Below are 20,801 nucleotides of genomic sequence, written 5' to 3'. Positions count from 1 at the left end.
TCCGCGTACGGACAGCGGAAATGGCCGCACCCGCATCCCATTTCGCGCCTCTCCGGCGCACGGGCGTTCGTACGTCAGTTTTTGGCGATCAGACGGAACGGGGTATCCAGTGTCCAAGTCCCTAGACAGCTTCAACTGTCGCTCGACCCTCACAGTCGGCGGTGTCGACTATGTTTACTACAGCCTGCCGAAGGCGGAAGCGAACGGTCTGCCCGGCGTCTCCAAGCTTCCCTATTCGATGAAGGTGCTGCTCGAGAACCTGCTGCGCAACGAGGACGGCCGCTCGGTCACCAAGAAGGACATCGAAAGCGTCGCCGCCTGGCTCTCGAACAAGGGCCTCGTCGAAAGCGAGATCGCCTATCGCCCGGCCCGCGTGCTGATGCAGGACTTCACCGGCGTTCCCGCCGTCGTCGACCTGGCGGCCATGCGCGACGGCATCAAGGCGCTCGGCGGCGATCCGGAGAAGATCAACCCGCTCGTGCCGGTCGACCTCGTCATTGACCACTCGGTCATCGTCGACGAGTTCGGCACCGCCACCGCCTTTGCCCGCAACGTCGAGCTGGAATACGAGCGCAACGGCGAGCGTTACCGCTTCCTGAAGTGGGGCCAGCAGGCGTTCAAGAACTTCCGCGTCGTTCCGCCCGGCACCGGCATCTGCCACCAGGTCAACCTGGAATACCTCGGCCAGACCGTCTGGACGAAGGAAGAGGACGGCGAGACGATCGCCTACCCCGACACCTGCGTCGGCACCGACAGCCACACGACGATGATCAACGGCCTCGGCGTTCTCGGCTGGGGCGTCGGCGGCATCGAGGCGGAAGCTGCGATGCTCGGCCAGCCGGTCTCGATGCTGCTGCCGGAAGTCATCGGCTTCAGGCTCACCGGCAAGCTGAAGGAAGGCGTGACGGCGACCGATCTCGTGCTCACCGTCGTGCAGATGCTGCGCAAGAAGGGCGTCGTCTCGAAGTTCGTCGAATTCTTCGGCCCGGGCCTCGACAACATGACGCTCGCCGACCGCGCCACCATCGGCAACATGGGTCCGGAATACGGCGCGACCTGCGGCTTCTTCCCGGTCGACGCCGAGACGATCAACTACCTGACCATGTCCGGCCGCGAAGAACAGCGGATCGCGCTCGTCGAAGCCTATTCCAAGGCACAGGGCATGTGGCGCGAGGGTGACGGTTCCGACCTCGTCTTCACCGACACGCTCGAACTCGACCTCGGCGACGTCGTTCCGTCGATGGCCGGTCCGAAGCGACCCGAAGGCCGCCTGCCGCTCGAGACGATCGCGCCGAACTTCGCCGAAGCGCTCGAAAACGACTACAAGAAGCCCGGCCAGCTTTCCAACCGCTACGCGGTCGAAGGCACCGACTTCGATCTCGGCCACGGCGACGTCGCCATCGCCGCGATCACGTCCTGCACCAACACCTCCAACCCGAGCGTACTGATCGCCGCCGGCCTGCTGGCCCGCAACGCGATCGCCAAGGGCCTGAAGACCAAGCCGTGGGTCAAGACCTCGCTGGCACCCGGATCGCAGGTGGTCGGCGAATACCTGGCGAAGTCCGGCCTGCAGAAGGACCTCGACGCGCTCGGCTTCAACCTCGTCGGCTTCGGTTGCACGACCTGCATCGGCAACTCCGGCCCGCTGCCGGGTCCGATCTCGAAGACCATCAACGACAAGGGCCTGATCGCCGCCGGCGTTCTCTCCGGCAACCGCAACTTCGAGGGCCGCATCTCGCCGGACGTCCAGGCCAACTACCTGGCCTCCCCGCCGCTCGTCGTCGCCTACGCGCTTGCCGGCACGGTCCAGAAGGACCTGACCAAGGAGCCGATCGGCGAGGATCAGAACGGCCAGCCGGTCTACCTGAAGGACATCTGGCCCTCCTCCAGGGAGATCCAGGACTTCATCATGAAGTACGTCACCCGCGAACTCTACGCGTCCAAGTATGCCGACGTGTTCAAGGGCGATGCCAACTGGCAGGCGGTGCAGGTTCCGGCCGGCCAGACCTATGCCTGGGACGACAAGTCGACCTACGTGCAGAACCCGCCCTACTTCGTCGGCATGGGCAAGAAGGGTTCTGGCCTGAAGAACATCAAGGGCGCCCGCGTCCTCGGTCTCTTCGGCGACAAGATCACCACCGACCACATCTCCCCGGCCGGTTCGATCAAGGCGGCTTCGCCGGCCGGTGCCTATCTTCTTGAGAACGGCGTCGGCGTTGCCGACTTCAACCAGTACGGCACGCGCCGCGGCAACCATGAGGTGATGATGCGCGGCACGTTTGCCAACATCCGCATCCGCAACCACATGCTCGGCCCGAACGGCAAGGAAGGTGGCTACACCATCCACTATCCGTCGAAGGAAGAGATGTCGATCTACGATGCGGCGATGAAGTACAAGGAAGAGGGCGTTCCGCTCGTCATCTTCGCCGGCGTGGAATATGGCAACGGCTCGTCGCGCGACTGGGCGGCCAAGGGCACCAACCTGCTCGGCGTCAAGGCCGTCATCGCGCAGTCCTTCGAGCGCATCCACCGCTCCAACCTGGTCGGCATGGGCGTCGTGCCCTTCGTCTTCGAGGAAGGCACGACCTGGGCCAGCCTCAACCTCAAGGGCGACGAACTGGTCGAGATCGACGGCCTCGAAGGCGAGATCAAGCCGCGCGAGAAGAAGATCGCCAGGATCACCTACGGCGACGGCTCGGTGAAGGAGGTTCCGATCCTCTGCCGCATCGACACGCTCGACGAGGTCACCTACATGAACAACGGCGGCATCCTGCAGACCGTTCTGCGCGATCTCGCCGCCTGATTTCGACTGAATTTTCAGCCCATGGATGCCGGGGCCCACGCCCCGGCATCTTCCTTTCCGTAGCACAGTCCAATCGTATGACTTTCACTCCATCGTGACTTCCTGTTGACCGGGCAAGCGGGTATGACGGTGGCCGAAAAGCGGTCGTTCGGTGCATCGCCTGGAAGGATTCATGCCAAAACTGGTCATTCTTGGTTGCCTCTCGTGCCTGCTTGCCGTTTCCGCAGCAGCCACGGCGGCCGTGGCAGACGACAAGCCCAAAGGCGTGGTCGAACTCTTTACCAGCCAAGGCTGCTCATCCTGTCCGAAGGCAGACAAGGCGCTGGAAACGTTGATCCGCGAGGGCGACGTTGTGGCGCTGGCCTATCACGTCGATTACTGGAACTATCTCGGCTGGACCGACACGATGTCGTCCAAGGAGAACACCGAGCGGCAATACTCCTATGCGCGCATGTTCGGCCGCGGCAGCGTGTACACGCCGCAGGCGGTGATCAACGGACGCGAACACGTCAACGGCGGCGATCTGACGCAAATTCGAAATCAGTTGGAATCGCTGAGCACCCAGGGACGCGGCTTGTCGGTGGATGTATCCGTCATCATCGTCCAGGATGAAATGCGCATCCGCATCGGCAGCGGCCAGGGCAAGGCGAATGTCATCATCGCATATTTTGACGGCGAGCAGGCGGTCGACATCGAGGACGGCGAAAATCGGGGACGGCGGGTCGATTACTGGCACGCAGTGACCAACATCGAAACGGTGGGAATGTGGGAGGGGAAGGAAACCAGCCTCGTGCTGCCGGCCAACCTGCTCAACCGCAAGGGCAATGGCGGCTGCGCCATCCTGCTGCAGCGAATGAATACGGCGGACACACCCGGCGCAATAGTGGGCGCCTTCGTCATGACGAACAGCGCGGTGTCTGAGACCGCAAATCGTCGCTGAGCTTCGAGGGTCTGGAGCGGTCCGGCCGGGTTCTTCGAGGGGCTGGGGCTTGAGGGTTCGAAGACACGCCGGACCGGACCTTGACGAAGCTTCCGGCAACGGAATACAGGAACAGCTTCGACGCAAATCCCCAGTGGCCGACCGATTTCCCGCACATGCAAAGCGGCTCGGCTGCGGGGCAGCAACTGGACTTTCCCCGAAAATTTAGGCGCGGTTTTGTCTGAAATGCGGCATCTTCGCTATTTGCGTCGCCGCAGTTGTTAACGGCTGGACGAGATGACGCGGCCCGATTGCAGCCGTCGAGACCGATCGCGCACCGGGCGCAACGATCCCGCCGCGAAGAGGCTGCCGCGGTGCAGCAAGGCAAGCCACGAGCGAAGGCGCAACGTCGCCTCTTTGGTCGGTGGCTTAATTGCTTGCAATTCGGTTCAGGTCAGGCACACTGTCATCGACTTGTCGCATCGAAGCGGAGACTCGATGACTGAAACGCCGGATTCGTCGCCGGGAGAGACCGGTGCCCAGGGGCCGAACGTCGTTGACCTCAGGGAATACCGCAGCAACAAGGACCCTGTCCCGGTCACCTTTCATCGCAGGGAACTGGACGCCATCCTCAGGATCTACGGGCGAATGGTCGGTGAGGGCGAGTGGCGCGACTATGCGATCGACCACACCCATGAGAAGGCAATCTTCTCGATTTTCAAGCGCTCCGGCGAGATGCCGCTTTATCGCGTCGAGAAGAACCCCAAGCTCGCGGCCAAGCAGGGCGCCTACTGCGTGCTCAATGCCCACGGCATGATCCTGAAGCGCGGGCACGAACTGGATCAGGTTCTCAAGGTTTTCGACAAGGCGCTGAAGCTCATCAAGACTTAGGCGCTGGTCATTTGTTCATTTTGCCGTGGCAATAGCCGCTTTGGGTTCACTCGACGCCCCCTCGCCCAGCGCAAGCTGCATGATCACCGTATCGAGCCAGCGGCCATGCTTGAACCCGCTCGCCTTCATCAGGCCGCCGTGCTCGAATCCCAGCGCCCGGTGGACGGCGATCGATGCCGGATGCGCGCCACCGATCACTGCGACCATCTGCCGAAATCCAAGCGCCGTGCAGCGCGCGATCAGTTCGGCAAGCAACGCCTTGCCGATGCCTCGCCCGCGCGCCTCCGGTGCCAGGTAGATCGAATCCTCGACCAGCCAATTGTAGGCCGCGCGCGTGCGGAAAGCCGACGCATAGGCATAGCCGAGGATGACCCCGCTTGTGTCGATGGCGACGATATAGGGGTACCCCGCCGCGATGATCGCCGAAAAGCGGGCCTGCATCTCCTCAAGCGGTGGCGGATCGATTTCGTAGCTGGCGACGCCGTGCAGCACCGATTCGCGATAGATCTCGGTGATGGCGGGAAGGTCGCCGGTGTCGGCGGTGCGGATCGTATAATTCATCGGCCATGAACCCACTGATTTGCACGAGGAGACACGGCGTCGGCCTCCTCGCATGATTGAAAAAGCAAGCCGGGACAGCGGCGGGGCTGCCCCCTGCCGGTCAACCGAACACGACCAGCAGATCCTTGGCGTCGATCTGGTCGCCGGCGCGGACGAGCACCTCGGCGATCACGCCGTCCTTCTCGGCGTGCAGCGCCGTTTCCATCTTCATCGCCTCGATCGACAGGAGCACGTCGCCGGCCTTGACCGACTGGCCGGCGGCGACCGCCACGGTCGAGACGACGCCCGGCATCGGCGCGCCGAGATGGGCGGCGTTGCCTGTCTCCACCTTGCGGCGGACGGCGCTCGATGCGCCCCGGTTGCGGTCCGGCACCTTGATCGGGCGCGGCTGGCCGTTCAGCTCGAAGAACACCTTGACCATGCCCTTCTCGTCGACCTCGCCCTGCGTCTGGTTGAGGATGACGAGCGTCTTGCCCTTCTCGATATCGGCAAACAGTTCCTCGCCGGGCGCCATGCCGTAGAAATAGGCGTGCGTCGGCAGCACGCTGACGGGGCCGTAGGTCTCGGCGGCGTGCGCATAGTCGGTGAAGACCTTGGGATACATCAGATAGGAGGCGAATTCGAAGTCGGTGACCTTGCGCTCGAGCTTGGTCTCGATGGCCTTGCGCTCGGCGTCGAGGTCAGCGTCCGGCAGCAGCGAGCCCGGTCGTACCGTGTAGGCGGCCTCGCCCTTCAGCACCTTCGTCTGCAGCGCCTGCGGCCAGCCGCCCGGGGGTTGGCCGAGATCGCCCTTGAGCATGGACACGACCGATTCGGGGAAGGAGACGTCCTTGGCGGGGTTTTCGACGTCGGCGACGGTCAGGTCCTGGCTGACCATCATCAACGCCATGTCGCCCACCACCTTCGACGACGGCGTCACCTTGACGATGTCGCCGAACATGCGGTTGGCATCGGCATAGGCCTGCGCCACCTCGTGCCAGCGGGTCTCCAGTCCCAGCGAGCGCGCCTGCTCCTTGAGGTTGGTGAACTGGCCGCCGGGCATTTCGTGCAGATAGACCTCCGACGCCGGCCCCTTCAGATCGCTTTCGAAGGCCGCGTACTGATGGCGCACCGCCTCGAAGTAGAAGGAGATACGGCGGATCCATTCCGGGTCGAGGCCGGAGTCGCGCTCGGAGCCGCGCAGCGCCTCGACGATCGAGCCGAGGCACGGCTGCGAGGTGTTGCCGGACAGCGCGTCCATCGCGGCGTCGACGATATCGACGCCGGATTCGGCGGCCGCCAGCACCGTTGCGGCGGCAATCCCCGACGTGTCGTGGGTGTGGAAGTGGATCGGCAGGTCGGTCGCCTCGCGCAGCGCCTTGAACAGCACCCGCGCCGCGGCCGGTTTTAGCAGCCCGGCCATGTCCTTCACGGCGATGATGTGCGCGCCCGCCCTCTCCAGTTCGGCCGCAAGGGCCACGTAGTACTTCAGGTCGTACTTCGGCCGGGCGGCATTGAGGATGTCGCCGGTGTAGCAGATCGCCGCCTCGCAGATCTTGTTCTCCTCGACCACGGCGTCCATCGATACGCGCATGTTCTCCACCCAGTTCAGGCAGTCGAACACGCGGAACACGTCGATCCCACCCTTCGCCGCCTGGCGGACGAAGTATTTCACCACGTTGTCCGGGTAGTTCTTGTAGCCGACGCCGTTGGCGCCGCGCAAAAGCATCTGCAAGAGCAGGTTCGGCGCGCCCTCGCGCACCATCGCGAGGCGTTCCCACGGGTCTTCGGTTAGGAAGCGCATGGCGACGTCGAAGGTCGCGCCACCCCAGCATTCGAGCGAGAACAGCTGCGGCAGCGTGCGCGCATAGGTCTCGGCGACGCGGACGATGTCGTAGGTGCGCATGCGGGTCGCCAGCAGCGACTGGTGCGCGTCGCGCATCGTCGTGTCGGTCACCAGCACCTGCGGCTGGGCCCGCACCCACTCGGCGAACTTCCGCGGACCGAGTTCATCGAGCTTCTGCTTGGTGCCCGCGGCGATCGGCCCCTCGGAGAACGGCACGACCGGGCGGGCCACGTCGTCCGACGGCCTTGGCCGGCCCTTGGCCTCCGGATGGCCGTTGACGGTGACGTCGGCCAGATAGGTCAAAAGCTTCGTCGCACGGTCCTGGCGGCGAACCTGCTGGAACAGTTCCGGCGTCGTGTCGATGAAGCGGGTCGTGTAGCTGGCATTCTGGAAGTTGGGGTGGCCGATGATCGCCTCGAGGAAGGTCAGGTTCGTGGCGACACCGCGGATGCGGAACTCGCGCAAGGCCCGGTTCATGCGCCGGATCGCTTCCTCTGCCGTCGGCGCCCAGGCCGTGACCTTTTCCAGCAGCGGGTCATAGTAGCGGGTGATGACCGCGCCGGAGTAGGCCGTTCCGCCATCGAGGCGGATGCCGAATCCGGTGGCGCCGCGATAGGCGGTGATGCGGCCATAGTCGGGAATGAAGTTCTGCTCCGGATCCTCGGTGGTGATGCGGCACTGCAGCGCGTGACCGTTGAGGCGGATATCCTTCTGCGCCGGCACGCCCGACTCCGGCGTGCCGATGGCAAAGCCGTCGAGGATATGGATCTGCGCCTTGACGATGTCGATGCCGGTCACCTCCTCGGTGACGGTGTGCTCGACCTGGATGCGCGGATTGACCTCGATGAAGTAGAACTTGCCGGTGTCGGCGTCCATCAGGTACTCGACGGTGCCGGCGCCGACATAGCTGGTCGCCTGGGCGATCTTCAGCGAATAGGCGGCCAGTTCCTGCCGCTGCGCCTCGCTGAGATAGGGCGCCGGGGCGCGCTCGACGACCTTTTGGTTGCGCCGCTGGATCGAGCAGTCGCGCTCGAACAGGTGAACGACGTTGCCATGCGTGTCGCCGAGGATCTGGCTCTCGACATGACGGGCCCGCTCGACGAGCTTTTCCAGATAGACCTCGTCCTTGCCGAAGGCGGCCTTGGCCTCGCGCCTGGCCTCGGTGACCTCGCGGGCGAGGTCCTTCGGATCACGGATCGCCCGCATGCCGCGCCCGCCGCCGCCCCACGAGGCCTTCAGCATGACCGGATAGCCGATCGCCTCGGCCATGCGGGCAACTTCGTCCATGTCGTCGGGCAGCGGCTCGGTCGCCGGAACCACGGGAACACCGACCGCAATCGCCAGGTTGCGCGCGGCGACCTTGTTGCCGAGCTGGCGCATCGTCTCCGGCTTCGGCCCGATGAAGGTGATGCCGTTTGCGGCGCAGGCCTCGGCAAATTCCGGGCTTTCGGAGAGCAGGCCGTACCCCGGATGGATGGCGTCGGCGCCGGACAGCTTGGCGACACGGATCACTTCGTCGATCGACAGGTAGCTTTCGATCGGGCCGAGGTCGCGGGCAAGGTGTGGCCCGCGACCAACCTGATAGCTTTCATCTGCCTTGAAGCGGTGCAGCGCGAGCTTGTCCTCCTCCGCCCATATCGCCACCGTCTTGAGCCCCAGTTCATTGGCCGCGCGGAAGACGCGGATGGCGATTTCGGAACGGTTGGCGACCAGGATCTTCGAGATGGGCAAGTCGGACTCCTCATGGACTTGAACACATTGATGCTGCGGCTGCGAACAAGATCACCAGCGCGTGCAAAATGAAAGCTCAAATTTGAGGTCGCCACCTGACGATTTGCGACGTTAGGAGATCAGACCCAGCCGAAAGGAGAGCGCAACCGCATGATGACGGTTCTTCGCGTTCAGTTTCTCCTGAATGCCGGCCATGTACCAGTCGACCGTGTGGTTCGAGATCGACAGCACGCGGGCAATCTCGTGCGATGTCATCCCGTCGGCAAGATGGCCGAGCGCCTCCATCTCCCGCCGCGTCAGGTTAACCTTCACGTCGGGGTTCTCGGTCCCGTCGGCATTCTGCAGCTTCCAGAACATTTTCTTGGCCACGCAGTCGAAGAGGCCGATCTCGGCGGGGTGGAGATCCACCGGCTTTCCGCCGAGCGTGATGTTGCCGACCAGGCCACGGCGGGCATGCACCGGAAAGATGTAGCCGTCCTCCAGCCCGTGGTTGCGGGCGTCGACGATCATCCGCTCCATCCGCTTCCGATGCGGGTTCGCGCGGAAGGCCGCAATCGTATCGCGCCAGCGAAAGCCGCCGCGGGCCTGGTTCATATAAAGGATCGTCGGGTCGATGATGATATATTTCTTGCGGATATAGACCTCCGGCCACCGATCCGGCCAGCGCCCGGAAATGACGAGATCCATCGGGTCGTCGCTTAGCCGAATCTGCCGGATCACCCCATAGTACTCGAAGCCGTAGAGCTCTATCAGCCTTTCGAACTCTGCAATGATTTCGTTCCGATGGGTGAGCTCATCGAGCAATCCGATGAACTGAACGAGAAGATTGATGTTCATTATGAAATTGACCGGCCACGCGGTCCCCCCAATACATATGTACCATAATATCGTCGCCCGCAGCGCGAGCTTCATCGGACAAAACGTCCGCCACCCTATTCGTTTACCAAGTTAAACCGATTTGGCAACGGACCGTTCAGCGTCCATTCATCGACCGGCACATAGCATCCCGCAATCGCTGGAAATGTCCCCGAGCTGACTGCCGTCCAGGGACCGGGGCCATACCGCGTCGCGTACGTCGAACGTAAGGACGAACCGGCGCCCAATCAGGACCGCGAAAGGGTTTCGAAGTGTCATTGTTTCAGGTTTACGCGCGGGCGCTCAGCTATCTGTCCGTCTACAGGCTCCGCGTGTCCTCGATCGTCGTTGCCAACGTCGTGCTGGCGGTGATCGCCATTGCCGAACCGGTGCTGTTCGGCAAGATCATCGACGCCATATCGTCCAAGGGCGAAGTCACCCCGATGCTCCTGATGTGGGCCGGCTTCGGCGTTTTCAACACGATTGCGTTTGTCCTCGTCGCGCGCGAGGCCGACCGCCTGGCCCATGGCCGGCGGGCAAGTCTCCTGACCGAAGCCTTCGGCCGGATCATTTCCATGCCGCTTTCCTGGCACAGCCAGCGCGGCACATCCAACGCCCTGCATACGCTTCTGCGTGCCTGCGAAACGCTGTTCGGCCTTTGGCTGGAGTTCATGCGCACCCATCTGGCAACGGCGGTGGCGCTCGTGTTGCTGGTCCCGACCGCGTTCGCCATGGACTATCGGCTGTCGGTGGTTCTGGTCCTGCTGGGCGCCGCCTATGTCTTCATCGGCAAGGCGGTGATGAGCCGGACGCGCGACGGCCAGGCCTCCGTCGAGGGGCACTACCACACCGTCTTCTCGCATGTGTCCGATGCCATCAGCAACGTCTCGGTCGTGCACAGCTACAACCGCATCGAGGCTGAAACCCGGCAACTGAAGCAATTCGCCCAGCAACTGATCGATGCCCAGTTCCCGGTGCTGGACTGGTGGGCCCTGGCAAGCGCGCTGAACCGCATTGCGTCGACCATTTCGATGATGACCATCCTCGTGATCGGGACCATCCTCGTCCAGCGTGGCGAGCTGCGTGTCGGCGACGTCATCGCCTTCATCGGGTTCGCCGGCCTTTTGATCGGCCGCCTCGACCAGATGAAGCAGTTTGCCACGCAGATCTTCGAGGCCCGCGCCAAGCTGGAGGATTTCTTTGCGCTCGAAGACGCCGTCAAGGACCGTTACGAACCGTCCGACACCGCCGAGCTCAGCGATGTCCGTGGCAAGGTGGAGTTCCGCAATGTCAGCTTCGATTTCGCCAATGCGACGCAAGGCGTGCGCGACATCTCGTTCACGGCCGAAGCCGGCCAGACGGTTGCGATCGTCGGTCCGACCGGCGCCGGCAAGACCACGCTGGTCAACCTGCTCCAGCGTGTCTACGACCCCCAGAAGGGTCAAATCCTGATCGACGGCGTCGACATCTCGACGGTGACGCGCAAGTCGCTGCGCCGCTCCATCGCAACCGTGTTCCAGGATGCCGGCCTGCTGAACCGATCGATTTCCGACAACATCCGCCTCGGACGGGACGGCGCAACGCTGGAGGAGGTCATGGAGGCCGCCGAAGCTGCGGCCGCTGACGATTTCATCCGGTCGCGCCAGGCTGGCTACGACACCCATGTCGGCGAGCGCGGCAACCGGCTTTCGGGCGGCGAGCGCCAGCGCATCGCCATTGCCCGGGCCATCCTGAAGGATGCGCCGATCCTGGTGCTGGACGAGGCGACGAGCGCGCTCGATGTCGAGACCGAGGCGCGCGTGAAGGCGGCGATCGACAATTTGCGCAAGAACCGCACCACCTTCATCATCGCGCACCGTCTTTCCACGGTCCGGGAAGCCGACATGGTGCTCTTCCTCGACCACGGCCACATCGCCGAGATGGGCAGCTTCCAGGATCTCAGCCAGAGCAACGGCCGGTTTGCCGCTCTCCTGCGGGCCAGTGGCATCCTGACCGACGAGGACGTCCGCAAGAGCTACACGGCCGCCTGATCGACCGCAGAAGGTCCGCGCCCATGATCCGGCCCCGTCAGTCCCGACGGGGCCGGATCCTTGCGTGGCAGTATGCATCGACCGGCTCGCCCCTCACCAGCCTCCCGGCGTCCGTTGCAACCACGCCGGCGCCCGCAGTCGCCTTCGGCAATGGCGATCGACAAAGAAGGCGCGGGGCGCGGCATCGCGGCACGGCCAAGACCGGCTGAGAAAGCTGGCGTCGCCCGCAGAAGCACCCTTACCCCGCAGGCAAGGATGGCATCACCAGCAGGATTGCCTTTTGGCCGCCAAATGCCGGCGGACCTGATCCCTGACCGCGATGGCCAGGAGCGCTCCTGCTCCGCCGATCCGCAGTGGAGGCCTAAGGCCGGCGCGAACCGGCACGGAAAAATGCAGTCGTGAGAGGCGCCGGAAGATCGGCCATCCCGCCGTGTCTGCGCGAATGCACCGTCACCCGGAGGGCGCAAGCCCGGCCCGCGAGGGCGCGGCATCTGCCCCACATGACAACGGGGCGGATCAACCGGTCGGACAATCCCGACGGAGAAAGCCGCCGGCGCGGCTTTCTCCACATTAGCACCGGGGGCGGGCGCCGGCCTTACGCCGTGACCTCGACTTCCGCCGCCGGCACGGGCGCCTCATCAATATGCGTGACAACCTTGCCGTCTGCCGTTCGCTCGACACGAATACGGTGCTCGGTGCCGTCACACCGGACCACGGCCGTGAAGCCCGGCCAGTCCGACGGCAAGGTCGGGGTGACGACCAAGCGGCCGCCGCGCTTGCGAATGCCAAGGATTCCCTCCACGGCTGCGCGGTACAGCCAACCGGCTGAGCCGGTGTACCAGGTCCAGCCGCCCCTGCCCTTGAGATTGCCCTCGCCATAAACATCGGCGGCCACGACATAGGGTTCCACCCGGTACCGGTCGACCGCCTCACGGCTGGAGGCGTGATTGACTGGATTGAGCATATCCAGGCAAGTCCAGGCGTCATCCGCCCGCCCCTGCATCGCCAGCGCCATCACCACCCAGGTTGCCGCGTGGGTGTATTGTCCGCCGTTTTCCCGGACACCGGGCGGGTAGCCCTTGATGTAGCCGGGATCGGGCACCCCCTTTTCGAAGGGCGGCGTAAAGAGCTTGATGATGCCGGTCTGCTCGTTTGCCAGGCTTCCGAGCACGGCGTCCATGGCCAGTTGCGCCCGCTCCTTGTCGCCCTCGCCAGAGAGCACGCTCCAGGACTGGGCGATCGAATCGATCCTGCACTCGGCGTTGCCGGCAGCACCCAGCGGGCTTCCATCGTCGAAATAGCCGCGGCGATAGTGGGCACCGTCCCAGCCGGCAGACTCCAGCGCCGCCTTGAGGCTCTCGAGATGGGCGAGCCACTTGCGCGCGCGCGTGGCGTCCCCCCGATCGCGCGCAATCGAAGCGAAGGCCCGCAGCGCCCCGGCGAGGAACCAGCCGAGCCAGACGCTGGTCCCCTTGCCGGCTTCACCGACCCGGTTCATCCCGTCGTTCCAGTCGCCGCCGAGCATCAACGGCAGGCCATTTTCACCGGTCCGCTGGATGGCGAGGTCGAGCGCACGCGCACAATGTTCGTAGAGATCCGCCGACCCGACGGAGCGAGCGGGCTTGAAGAACGCATCATGCTGGCCCTCGGCGAGCGGCGGCCCCTCGATGAACGTCAGTTGCTCGTCCAGGATATCGTGACGGCCGGTCGAGTTGCAGTATTGCACGACCGCATAGGCGAGCCAGACGACATCGTCGGAGATCATTGTCCGCACGCCGGCGCCGGTTTGCGGCAGCCACCAGTGCTGCACGTCGCCCTCGTGGAACTGGCGGGAGGCGGCGTTGAGGATCTGCTTGCGCGCGAGGTCCGGCCGTTGGGTGAGAAACGCAAGTGAATCCTGCAACTGGTCGCGGAAACCGAATGCACCGCTCGCCTGGTAGAACGCGGCCCGGGCGATCAGGCGGCATCCGAGACTTTGATAGGGCAGCCAGGTGTTCACCATCAGGTTCAACGCCGGATCCGGGGTTTCAACCTGCAAGGCGCCGGTGAAATCGGCCCAGAAAGTGCGAACCTTGGCAAGCGCCGCATCGATCGTCACCGAAGCAGCGTCCTTGACCAGCGCCCTTGCGGCTTCGACGCCATCGCAATCGCCGAGCAGGAAGACGATTTCCTGCTCTTCGCCGGCCGCCAGTTCAAGGTCACTCATCAGTGCCGCGCACGGCGCTCCAAGGCTCTCCATCGTGCCCGAAAGCGCCGCGCCGCCGGCGAGCGCTCCGGGAAGAACGATGTCGCCCTCCCGGCCGATGAACTCCCGCCGGCTCGCGGTCGCGCCGGCAAGTTTCGCAGTCGTCGCGAAGAACGCGACGCGGCCGGAGTAATCCAGGCTATAGGGATTGGTGGCGAAGATCGCCCCGCTCGCCTCGTCCTGGCTGCACAGCACGAACGGGGCGGTCTTGGCCGGATTGTTGCCGAGGACCCATTCCACGTAGCCGTACACCGACAGCCTGCGCGCGACCGGCCCCTTGTTGCGGACGATCAGGCGCGAATACTTGACCGGGCGTTCCGCATCCACTGTCTGGACCAGGTCGAGTTCCAGCCCGCCCGACGTGCTGCGGAAGGCCGAATAGCCAAGGCCATGCCAGGTCTCGAACAGCACCGAAGGATCGCGCGACAGCCCGGCGAACGGTACGTAAACGGCACCGCTGTCGCGATCTTTCACGTAGAACGCCTCGCTCGGCCGATTGATCACGGGGTCGTTGGTCCACTGGGTCAGCTGATAGTCACGCGAGTTGCGGCTCCAGGTATAGGCACCGCCCTCGGCGGCGACATGGAAGCCGAAACCCTCGTTCGCGATCACGTTGATCCACGGATGCGGCGTTCCTTCGCCGCCCCTGAGCTTCACCACGTATTCGCGGCGCTCGACATTGAAGCCACCATAGCCGTTCCAGAAGGCCAACGAGCCGCCGTCGATCTCGACCGGTTCCGGCGTCCGCGCCATCCTTGCCGCCGGGGCGGAGTGGCGGACATCGGACGGCTCGGACGGAACCGGCGTCGCAAACAGCGACACCGCCCGCTCGATCTGGTCGGCAAGCGTACCGTTGCGGGCATGGAAAACGGCGCGCGCGGTCGCCAGCAGCGCCTGCCAGGTGGTCACCTCCATCAGATCGCGACGCACGGCGAAGATGTGCTGGCGCGTGCCGTCGGGCTGGCTGCGTATGCGCAGGTTCTCGCACATCTGTTCGAGCGTATGCTGCATGTCCTGCGCGTAGGACGACGCCTTTTCGTTGAGAATTACGAGGTCGGCCAACACGCCCCGATGGCGCAGGTATTCCTGGGCGCGCAACGCTTCCCGGGCAATGTCGAGATCGGAGTCGTCGTTGATCCGCAGCACGAAAATCGGGAAGTCCCCGGAAATGGCGAGCGGCCACAGGGCTGATTGCGCGGTCAGACCCGCCTCCACCGTCGCCGCGTCGGCACGCAGATGCATGTCGGGATAGACGAGATAGCGCCCGAGCGCCTGGAAGCTCGCAGCCTCCTGCGACGTGACGCCGATGTGGCGCAGATGCACCTGCGAGCGGGTCCAGGCGTGGATGAGCTCGTGGTTGAACGCATCGGGATGCCGATAGCGATCGATGGCGCGGTCAAGTTCCTCGCGGCTGGGCGCGGCGACGGTCCAGAAGATGACCTTGACCTTCTTGCCGGCGGGCACGCGCACGACGCGGCGCAACGCCACGATCGGATCGAGCGTAAATCCGTCCGTCCCGACAAGCTGTGCGTCCGGATCGAAGGCGGCAGCCGTGGCGAGGCTCCGGCCCCGGCCGATGAAATTGCGACGGTCCGTCTCGACCTCCGTGCGGCGTGCTCCCGCGTTATCGACGATCAGGTGCGCCACGCACATGTCTGGCTCGTTCGGGTCGCGCTTGTTCCGCAGCACACGAACCGCGTCGCCGCGGGGATCGATCTCGGTCTTCAGGAACATCCGGGCAAACAGCGGGTGCGCACTGTCGACGTCATCCGTCGTGACCACCGGCTCGGCATAGGAGGTCACCTCGATGAAGCGATCCTCGGCACCGGTGTTCAACAGCGTCAGGCGACGACCTTCCGCATCGTGCTCGCTCGCAACGATGCACTCGACCTCACTGAAGAGGGTGCCGACGGCCTTGAAGAACACCGCCTTGTCGTCACTGAACTGCGCCTTGACCTCCTCGCCGTCCGCCCGTTTGGGCGCAACGGTTGCCGACCACCATTCGTTGGTCGCCGTGTCGCGCAGGAAAATGAACGTGCCCCAGCGATCCTCGGCCGGATCGGGCCTGAAACGGGTGACCGACTGGCCGTTCCAATGCGAGTAACCCGTTCCCGTCGCCGTCAGCATCACCGAGTAATGTCCGTTGGAGAGGAACACCGCCTCGCGGTCCTCGTTCAACGGATCCTCGATCTCGCGCACTTCGGGACGAAGCAGGTCGGCCTGGGTGCTGCCTACCGTCTCCGGCTCGCGCTTGGTGTTGATGATCGGGATGTCGCGCGGCGCCTTCTCCTGCAGCAGCAGTTCGGCAGCCTCGATCACCGGGTCGGCATGGAACCGCGCCCTGAGCGCGCCGTTGAAGACGACGTTGGCGACAGCTGCAATCGACATGCCGTGGTGATGGGCCATGTAGTTGCGCACCACCGCGCAGCGCTTGCCCTCGGGCACGCGCGTCGGCGTGAAATCCACCGCATCATGAAAGCCATAGACGCCGAGCGCGCCGAGCTTGCGCAATTCCTCGAGGTTTTCCAGTGCCGCCTTGGGTGCGTACTGCGTTGCCAGCAAGGAGGCGTAGGGCGCAATCACTGCGTTTTGGCCGAGCCCGCGCTTCAGCCCGAGCGTCGGCACCCCGAAATTGGTGTACTGATAGTTCATCTCGTGGTCGCGGGCGTTGAAGGCCGCTTCCGAAATGCCCCAGGGGGTGCCAAGCCGCTTGCCGTGGTTCTGCTGTTCCTTGACGACCAGATTGTTCGTCTGGTTCAGGATGCCACCCTGCGGCTCCTGCATGACCAGCGGCGGCATCAGGTACTCGAACATCGAGCCGGACCACGAGACCAGCGCGCCGCGCGAGCCGATCGGCACGATCGGACGGCCGAGCTTGTACCAGTGCTCCGTCGCAAGGTCCCCCTTGGCGATCGCAAACAGGCTGGTCAGGCGCGCCTCCGACGCCAGGAGATCGTAGCAGGCCTCGTCGAGCTCGTTCGTCTCGACGCGGTAGCCGATCGAAAGCAGGCGGCGCTCGGGCCGGAAGAGAAACCCGAAATCCATCGAAAACGCGATGTCGCGGGTGCGGTCACGCAGGACGATCAGGCGCTGGCGCAGCGCCTCAATGCTGCCGAGGTCGAAGACGCTGTCGGCAATGTGCGCCTCGCAAGTCGCAACAAGGGCATTCGCCCACTTGACCACCTCGCCGCTCTGCGCGCTCTTGATCTCGTGGTCGAGGTTGGCAATCAGCTTGTTGACGTCGCGTGCCAGCACTGCGAGGTTGATCACCCGGATCGAGGCGAACTCGTGCTCCCGCTTCACCGCGGCGAGCGCGTTGTGGAAGCCGGAGATGCGCTCCTCGATCAGACGGCGCAGCGGGCGCACGGTCTTGCGGTCGTCCGGCAGGTCCGCCAGCGTCTCCGACAGGATCGAGGCGACGTCGCCGATGCCGTCGAGGCTTCCATGCAGGTGCGCCGACGGCGCCTCCGCCCATTCGCGGCAGAGCGAGGATACGGCGATCAGGTGGCCGGCAAGGTTGCCGCTGTCGACGGCCGAGACGTAGCGCGGCCCGAGCGTCTCCAGCGTGTTGGTGCGGTACCAGTTGTAGAGGTGGCCGCGGAACTTCGGCATGCCGTCGATCGTCGAAACGGTCTCCTCCAGACGCCGCACGGTCTCCTCGAACCCGATCCAGCCGAAATCGCGCGCCGAGATCACCGACAGCAGATAGACGCCGATATTGGTGGGCGAGGTGCGCTCGGCCAGCACCGGATGCGGCGTTTCCTGGAAATTGTCCGGCGGCAGGAAATGCTGCTCGGCGGTGACGAACTCCTCGAAATAGCGCCAAGTCCGGCGGGCGATCTTGCGCAGCTCCACCACCACCTCTTCGGGCGCGACCAGCTGATCTTCCGTCTCCGCCGTCTGGCTGACATACCAGGCAATGGCCGGTGAAAGCGCCCAGATCAAAGCAAACGGGATGGCGATGAAGGGCAGTCCCGTGTCGGAGAACAGGGCGAGCGCAACGGAGATCGCCGCCAGCACCGGCGCCTCCCACATGTCCATATAGTAGGACCGGATTCCGCCGCCCGACAGACTGTGGACCTGTGCGGCCGTTCGCCACTCGAGCATGTGTTTCCGGCTGACGAACAGGCGAAAGAGCGAGCGCACCGTCGCGTCGGCCATCAGGGCTGCCTGATCGGCGATGAAGACGATGCGTAGCGCCACCTGGGCATTGGCCGCGCGGATATCGGACAGGATCGTCTGCAGGTGTGCACGGGCGACGATGTCGCTGCGGCGCGGCACCGCGCCGGTGATCAGCGAAAGCGTCGGCGCGACGAACAGCAGGAAGATCAGCACCAGCTGCCAGATCAAGGCCTGGCGCGGCTCCATGTAATACCAGCCCATGACCGAGGCGACCAGCCAGCCGACCGGAATGAGGGAGCGGCGCAGGTTATCGTACATCTTCCAGCGGCCGAGCATGGAGACTCCGCTGGAGGGCCGGAAGATATAGGGAAGCAACTGCCAGTCGCCGCGGGCCCAGCGATGCTGGCGCGACGTCTCCACCTCGTAGCGGATCGGGAAGTCTTCGATGAACTCGACGTCGGTGACGAGCGCGCAACGGGCATAGGAACCTTCGAGCAGGTCATGCGAGAGAACGGTGTTTTCCTCGATACGCCCTTTCAGCGCCGCTTCGAACGCATCGACATGATAGAGCCCCTTGCCGGTGAAAGTGCCCTCGCCGGCAAGATCCTGGTAGACGTCGGACACCGTGAAGACATAGGGATCGACGCCGCGATTGGCGGAGAAAATCCGCTGGAAGGTCGAAGCTTCGTCGCCGGTCGTCAGCGACGGGGTCACGCGCGGCTGCAGGATGCTGTAGCCGGCGACGACCTGCTGGGTCTTCGGATCGATCTGGGGGCGGTTGATCGGATGGAAAAGTTTGCCGACGAGCTTGGTCGCAGCGTCACGCATAAGACGCGTGTCGGAATCCAGCGTCAGCACGTACTGGACGTTGTCGGGCACGATGTTGGCGCCGGGCAGGAAGCTCGTGTCGCCGTCGCCGCGCAGCAGCAGATTGAGCTCGTGCAGCTTGCCGCGCTTGCGCTCCCAGCCCATCCACACGCCTTCCTGGGGATTGAACAGTCGGCGGCGGTGCAGGAGATAGAAGCGGGTCCGGCCGTCATAGGCATAGCGCGCCGAAAGCTGCGCAATCTCACCCTTGGCATACTCCAGCACTTCCAGGTCTTGCGGCGTCTCCTCGACCTTGCTGTCGGTCCAATCGCTGACCAGCGCGAAGTAGATCTCGCCGCGGGGATTGGCGAGGTAGTGAACTTCCAGGTTTCGCACCAATTCGTCGACGTGGTCGCGCTTGGAGATAAGACAGGGCACCGCAACCAGTGTGCGCGCCTCTTCCGGAATGCCTTCTCGGAACTCGTAGCCCACCAGGCGCGTCGGCCTGACGCATAGGGTGACGACGGTGTTGAACAGGCCCACCGCACCCTCCGATGCCGGCAGCGCGAAGAGGATCAGCATGATCAGCCAGGCGCCGTCGGGAATGTCCATCTGGTCGAGGAAAAAATAGACGCCGACCATCGCCAGAAGCGTCAGGAGCGTCACCGGCCCCGCGATCGCAAACCAGTTCAGGGCCCGCGTGAAACGGACGATGCGCTGCAGGATGGACGGCCGGTAGCCGATGCGCCGCTCCAGGAGCCCGCGCTTCTTTCCGACCAGATAGGCGCCGACATTGGCCTCGTGCGCGCCGATGACGTTGCCGGCGGCCATGTCCTCGGCGGTCATGGCAAGCGCGGTTTGGGTCACCTCCAACTCGCTCCGGCCCGAGCGGCGGGCGAGCTTTTCGATCGTGTCGCGATAGGCGTTGCGCGAGCCGAAGTCGAGATCGTTGTAGTCGGACCCCTCGCGAAGGGCGGCGTCAAGCCGGCTGACGCTCTCCACCCAGACCGGCCACTCGGTGTCGTCGATCGCGCGCAGGCCCTTGATCAGGTTGCTCATCGTCGCGTTGCCGGACGATAGCCGGTTCTGCTCGGCGACAAGTACCTCCTCAAGATCGCTGCCGCGCGCTTCGATCTGCCGTTCCAGCCATTGGATCGCTGCGCCGGATGCCTGGAGACCATCGCGCAACCGGTAGAGGAGCTGTGCGACGAAGGTGTTGTCGGCGACGAGATCCTCGATCTCGCGCAGGATCACCACACTCCTCTCCGGATCGTTCAGCCGGATCAATTCGTCGGCGACCTCGTTTGCCTTGCGGCGCATGCTGCGCGATCGATCCACGCGGCTCGCGATCCGTCTCAGGTTCTCGATCAGGATGAAGCGGATGATCGACGGCAAGGCCCAGAGCTCGCCGATCTTGAAGGCCTCAATCTTCTGGAAGCCTTCGACGATCGCCGTCAGGCTTTCGCGCGAAACGCTGCTGTGGGTATGAGCGACATAAAGCCAGCCCAGCGCCATCGTGCGCGGGATCTCGACATCGCCAACCTTCATCGTCGGCAGTTGGCGGTAGAATCGACGCGGAAAATCGCGGCGGACCTCCTGGATGGCCTCCTCGACAACGTAGTAGTTGTCGAGCAGCCATTCGGCCGCCGGCGTGATGGCGGCTCCCGCTTCGACGTCGCGGGCGATCGTCTGGTAGACCCGGAAGATTTCCCGCTCGTTTTCCTTGTGTCGGGCGCGAAACACGAACGGCGCGAACCCCGGCAGGGCGCTTGCGCCGTCACGCGCCAGGGCTTCGCCGCAGGCGTTCAGCTCCTCGAGGGTGAAATAGGTATCCCGGATCGAATCGTTGTAGTCGATCTGCTTGGATTCCGGCTCGCGCGTCGAAGGCTGGGGTCGATTGTGAAGGGGCATTTGCTTGTTTCTGGGTTCGAGCAACGTGGATTTACACCGCAATCGTCGATCGCGGATCGCATTCGACGGACAAGTTCACTCGTGCGCCACCGTGAACCGTG

The 20,801-nt window shown here is 64.3% G+C and carries 8 protein-coding genes; 4 read left to right on the top strand and 4 right to left on the bottom strand.

The features are described from left to right. Positions 1-109 precede the first annotated feature (109 nt). The 3 genes from acnA (at position 110) to JNC62_RS04740 (ending at position 4,613) form a co-directional block, all read left to right on the top strand. On the top strand, positions 110-2,803 hold the full coding sequence (acnA, locus tag JNC62_RS04750; protein WP_374836466.1) for an aconitate hydratase AcnA: 2,694 nt from the start codon (positions 110-112) through the stop codon (positions 2,801-2,803). Between the two features lie 172 nt (positions 2,804-2,975). Then, positions 2,976-3,743 carry a DUF1223 domain-containing protein gene (locus JNC62_RS04745; RefSeq protein WP_374836465.1) on the top strand — a complete coding sequence of 256 codons (768 nt, stop codon included), beginning with the start codon at positions 2,976-2,978 and terminating at the stop codon, positions 3,741-3,743. A 477-nt stretch (positions 3,744-4,220) separates the two neighbouring features. Next, complete coding sequence (locus tag JNC62_RS04740) at positions 4,221-4,613, top strand: DUF2794 domain-containing protein (protein WP_374836463.1); 393 nt, start codon at positions 4,221-4,223, stop codon at positions 4,611-4,613. Between the two features lie 15 nt (positions 4,614-4,628). On the opposite strand, the gene JNC62_RS04735 is transcribed toward JNC62_RS04740, so the two are convergent. The 3 genes from JNC62_RS04735 to JNC62_RS04725 all read right to left on the bottom strand — a co-directional run bounded on the left by JNC62_RS04735 (position 4,629) and on the right by JNC62_RS04725 (position 9,567). Then, entirely contained in the window at positions 4,629-5,174 is a 546-nt protein-coding gene (locus JNC62_RS04735) for a GNAT family N-acetyltransferase (RefSeq protein ID WP_374836461.1), read from the bottom strand. Between the two features lie 100 nt (positions 5,175-5,274). Further along, positions 5,275-8,730 carry a pyruvate carboxylase gene (pyc, locus tag JNC62_RS04730; RefSeq protein ID WP_374836459.1) on the bottom strand — a complete coding sequence of 1,152 codons (3,456 nt, stop codon included), beginning with the start codon at positions 8,728-8,730 and terminating at the stop codon, positions 5,275-5,277. Between the two features lie 111 nt (positions 8,731-8,841). Beyond that, on the bottom strand, positions 8,842-9,567 hold the full coding sequence (locus JNC62_RS04725) for an autoinducer binding domain-containing protein (protein ID WP_374836457.1): 726 nt from the start codon (positions 9,565-9,567) through the stop codon (positions 8,842-8,844). Positions 9,568-9,857: 290 nt separating this feature from the next. Between JNC62_RS04725 and JNC62_RS04720 the strand changes: the two genes are divergently transcribed. Further along, positions 9,858-11,615: a glucan ABC transporter ATP-binding protein/ permease gene (locus JNC62_RS04720; RefSeq protein ID WP_374836455.1), complete on the top strand. Its 1,758-nt coding sequence runs from the start codon at positions 9,858-9,860 to the stop codon at positions 11,613-11,615. A gap of 595 nt (positions 11,616-12,210) precedes the next feature. Here JNC62_RS04720 and JNC62_RS04715 read toward each other — a convergent pair. Then, on the bottom strand, positions 12,211-20,700 hold the full coding sequence (locus JNC62_RS04715) for a glycoside hydrolase family 94 protein (protein WP_374836454.1): 8,490 nt from the start codon (positions 20,698-20,700) through the stop codon (positions 12,211-12,213). Between the last annotated feature and the right edge of the window lie 101 nt (positions 20,701-20,801).

It is taken from the genome of Mycoplana ramosa (genome assembly GCF_041930185.1).
Classification (GTDB): Bacteria; Pseudomonadota; Alphaproteobacteria; order Rhizobiales; family Rhizobiaceae; genus Mycoplana; species Mycoplana ramosa.
This window is presented reverse-complemented; position numbering and strand designations above follow the sequence as displayed.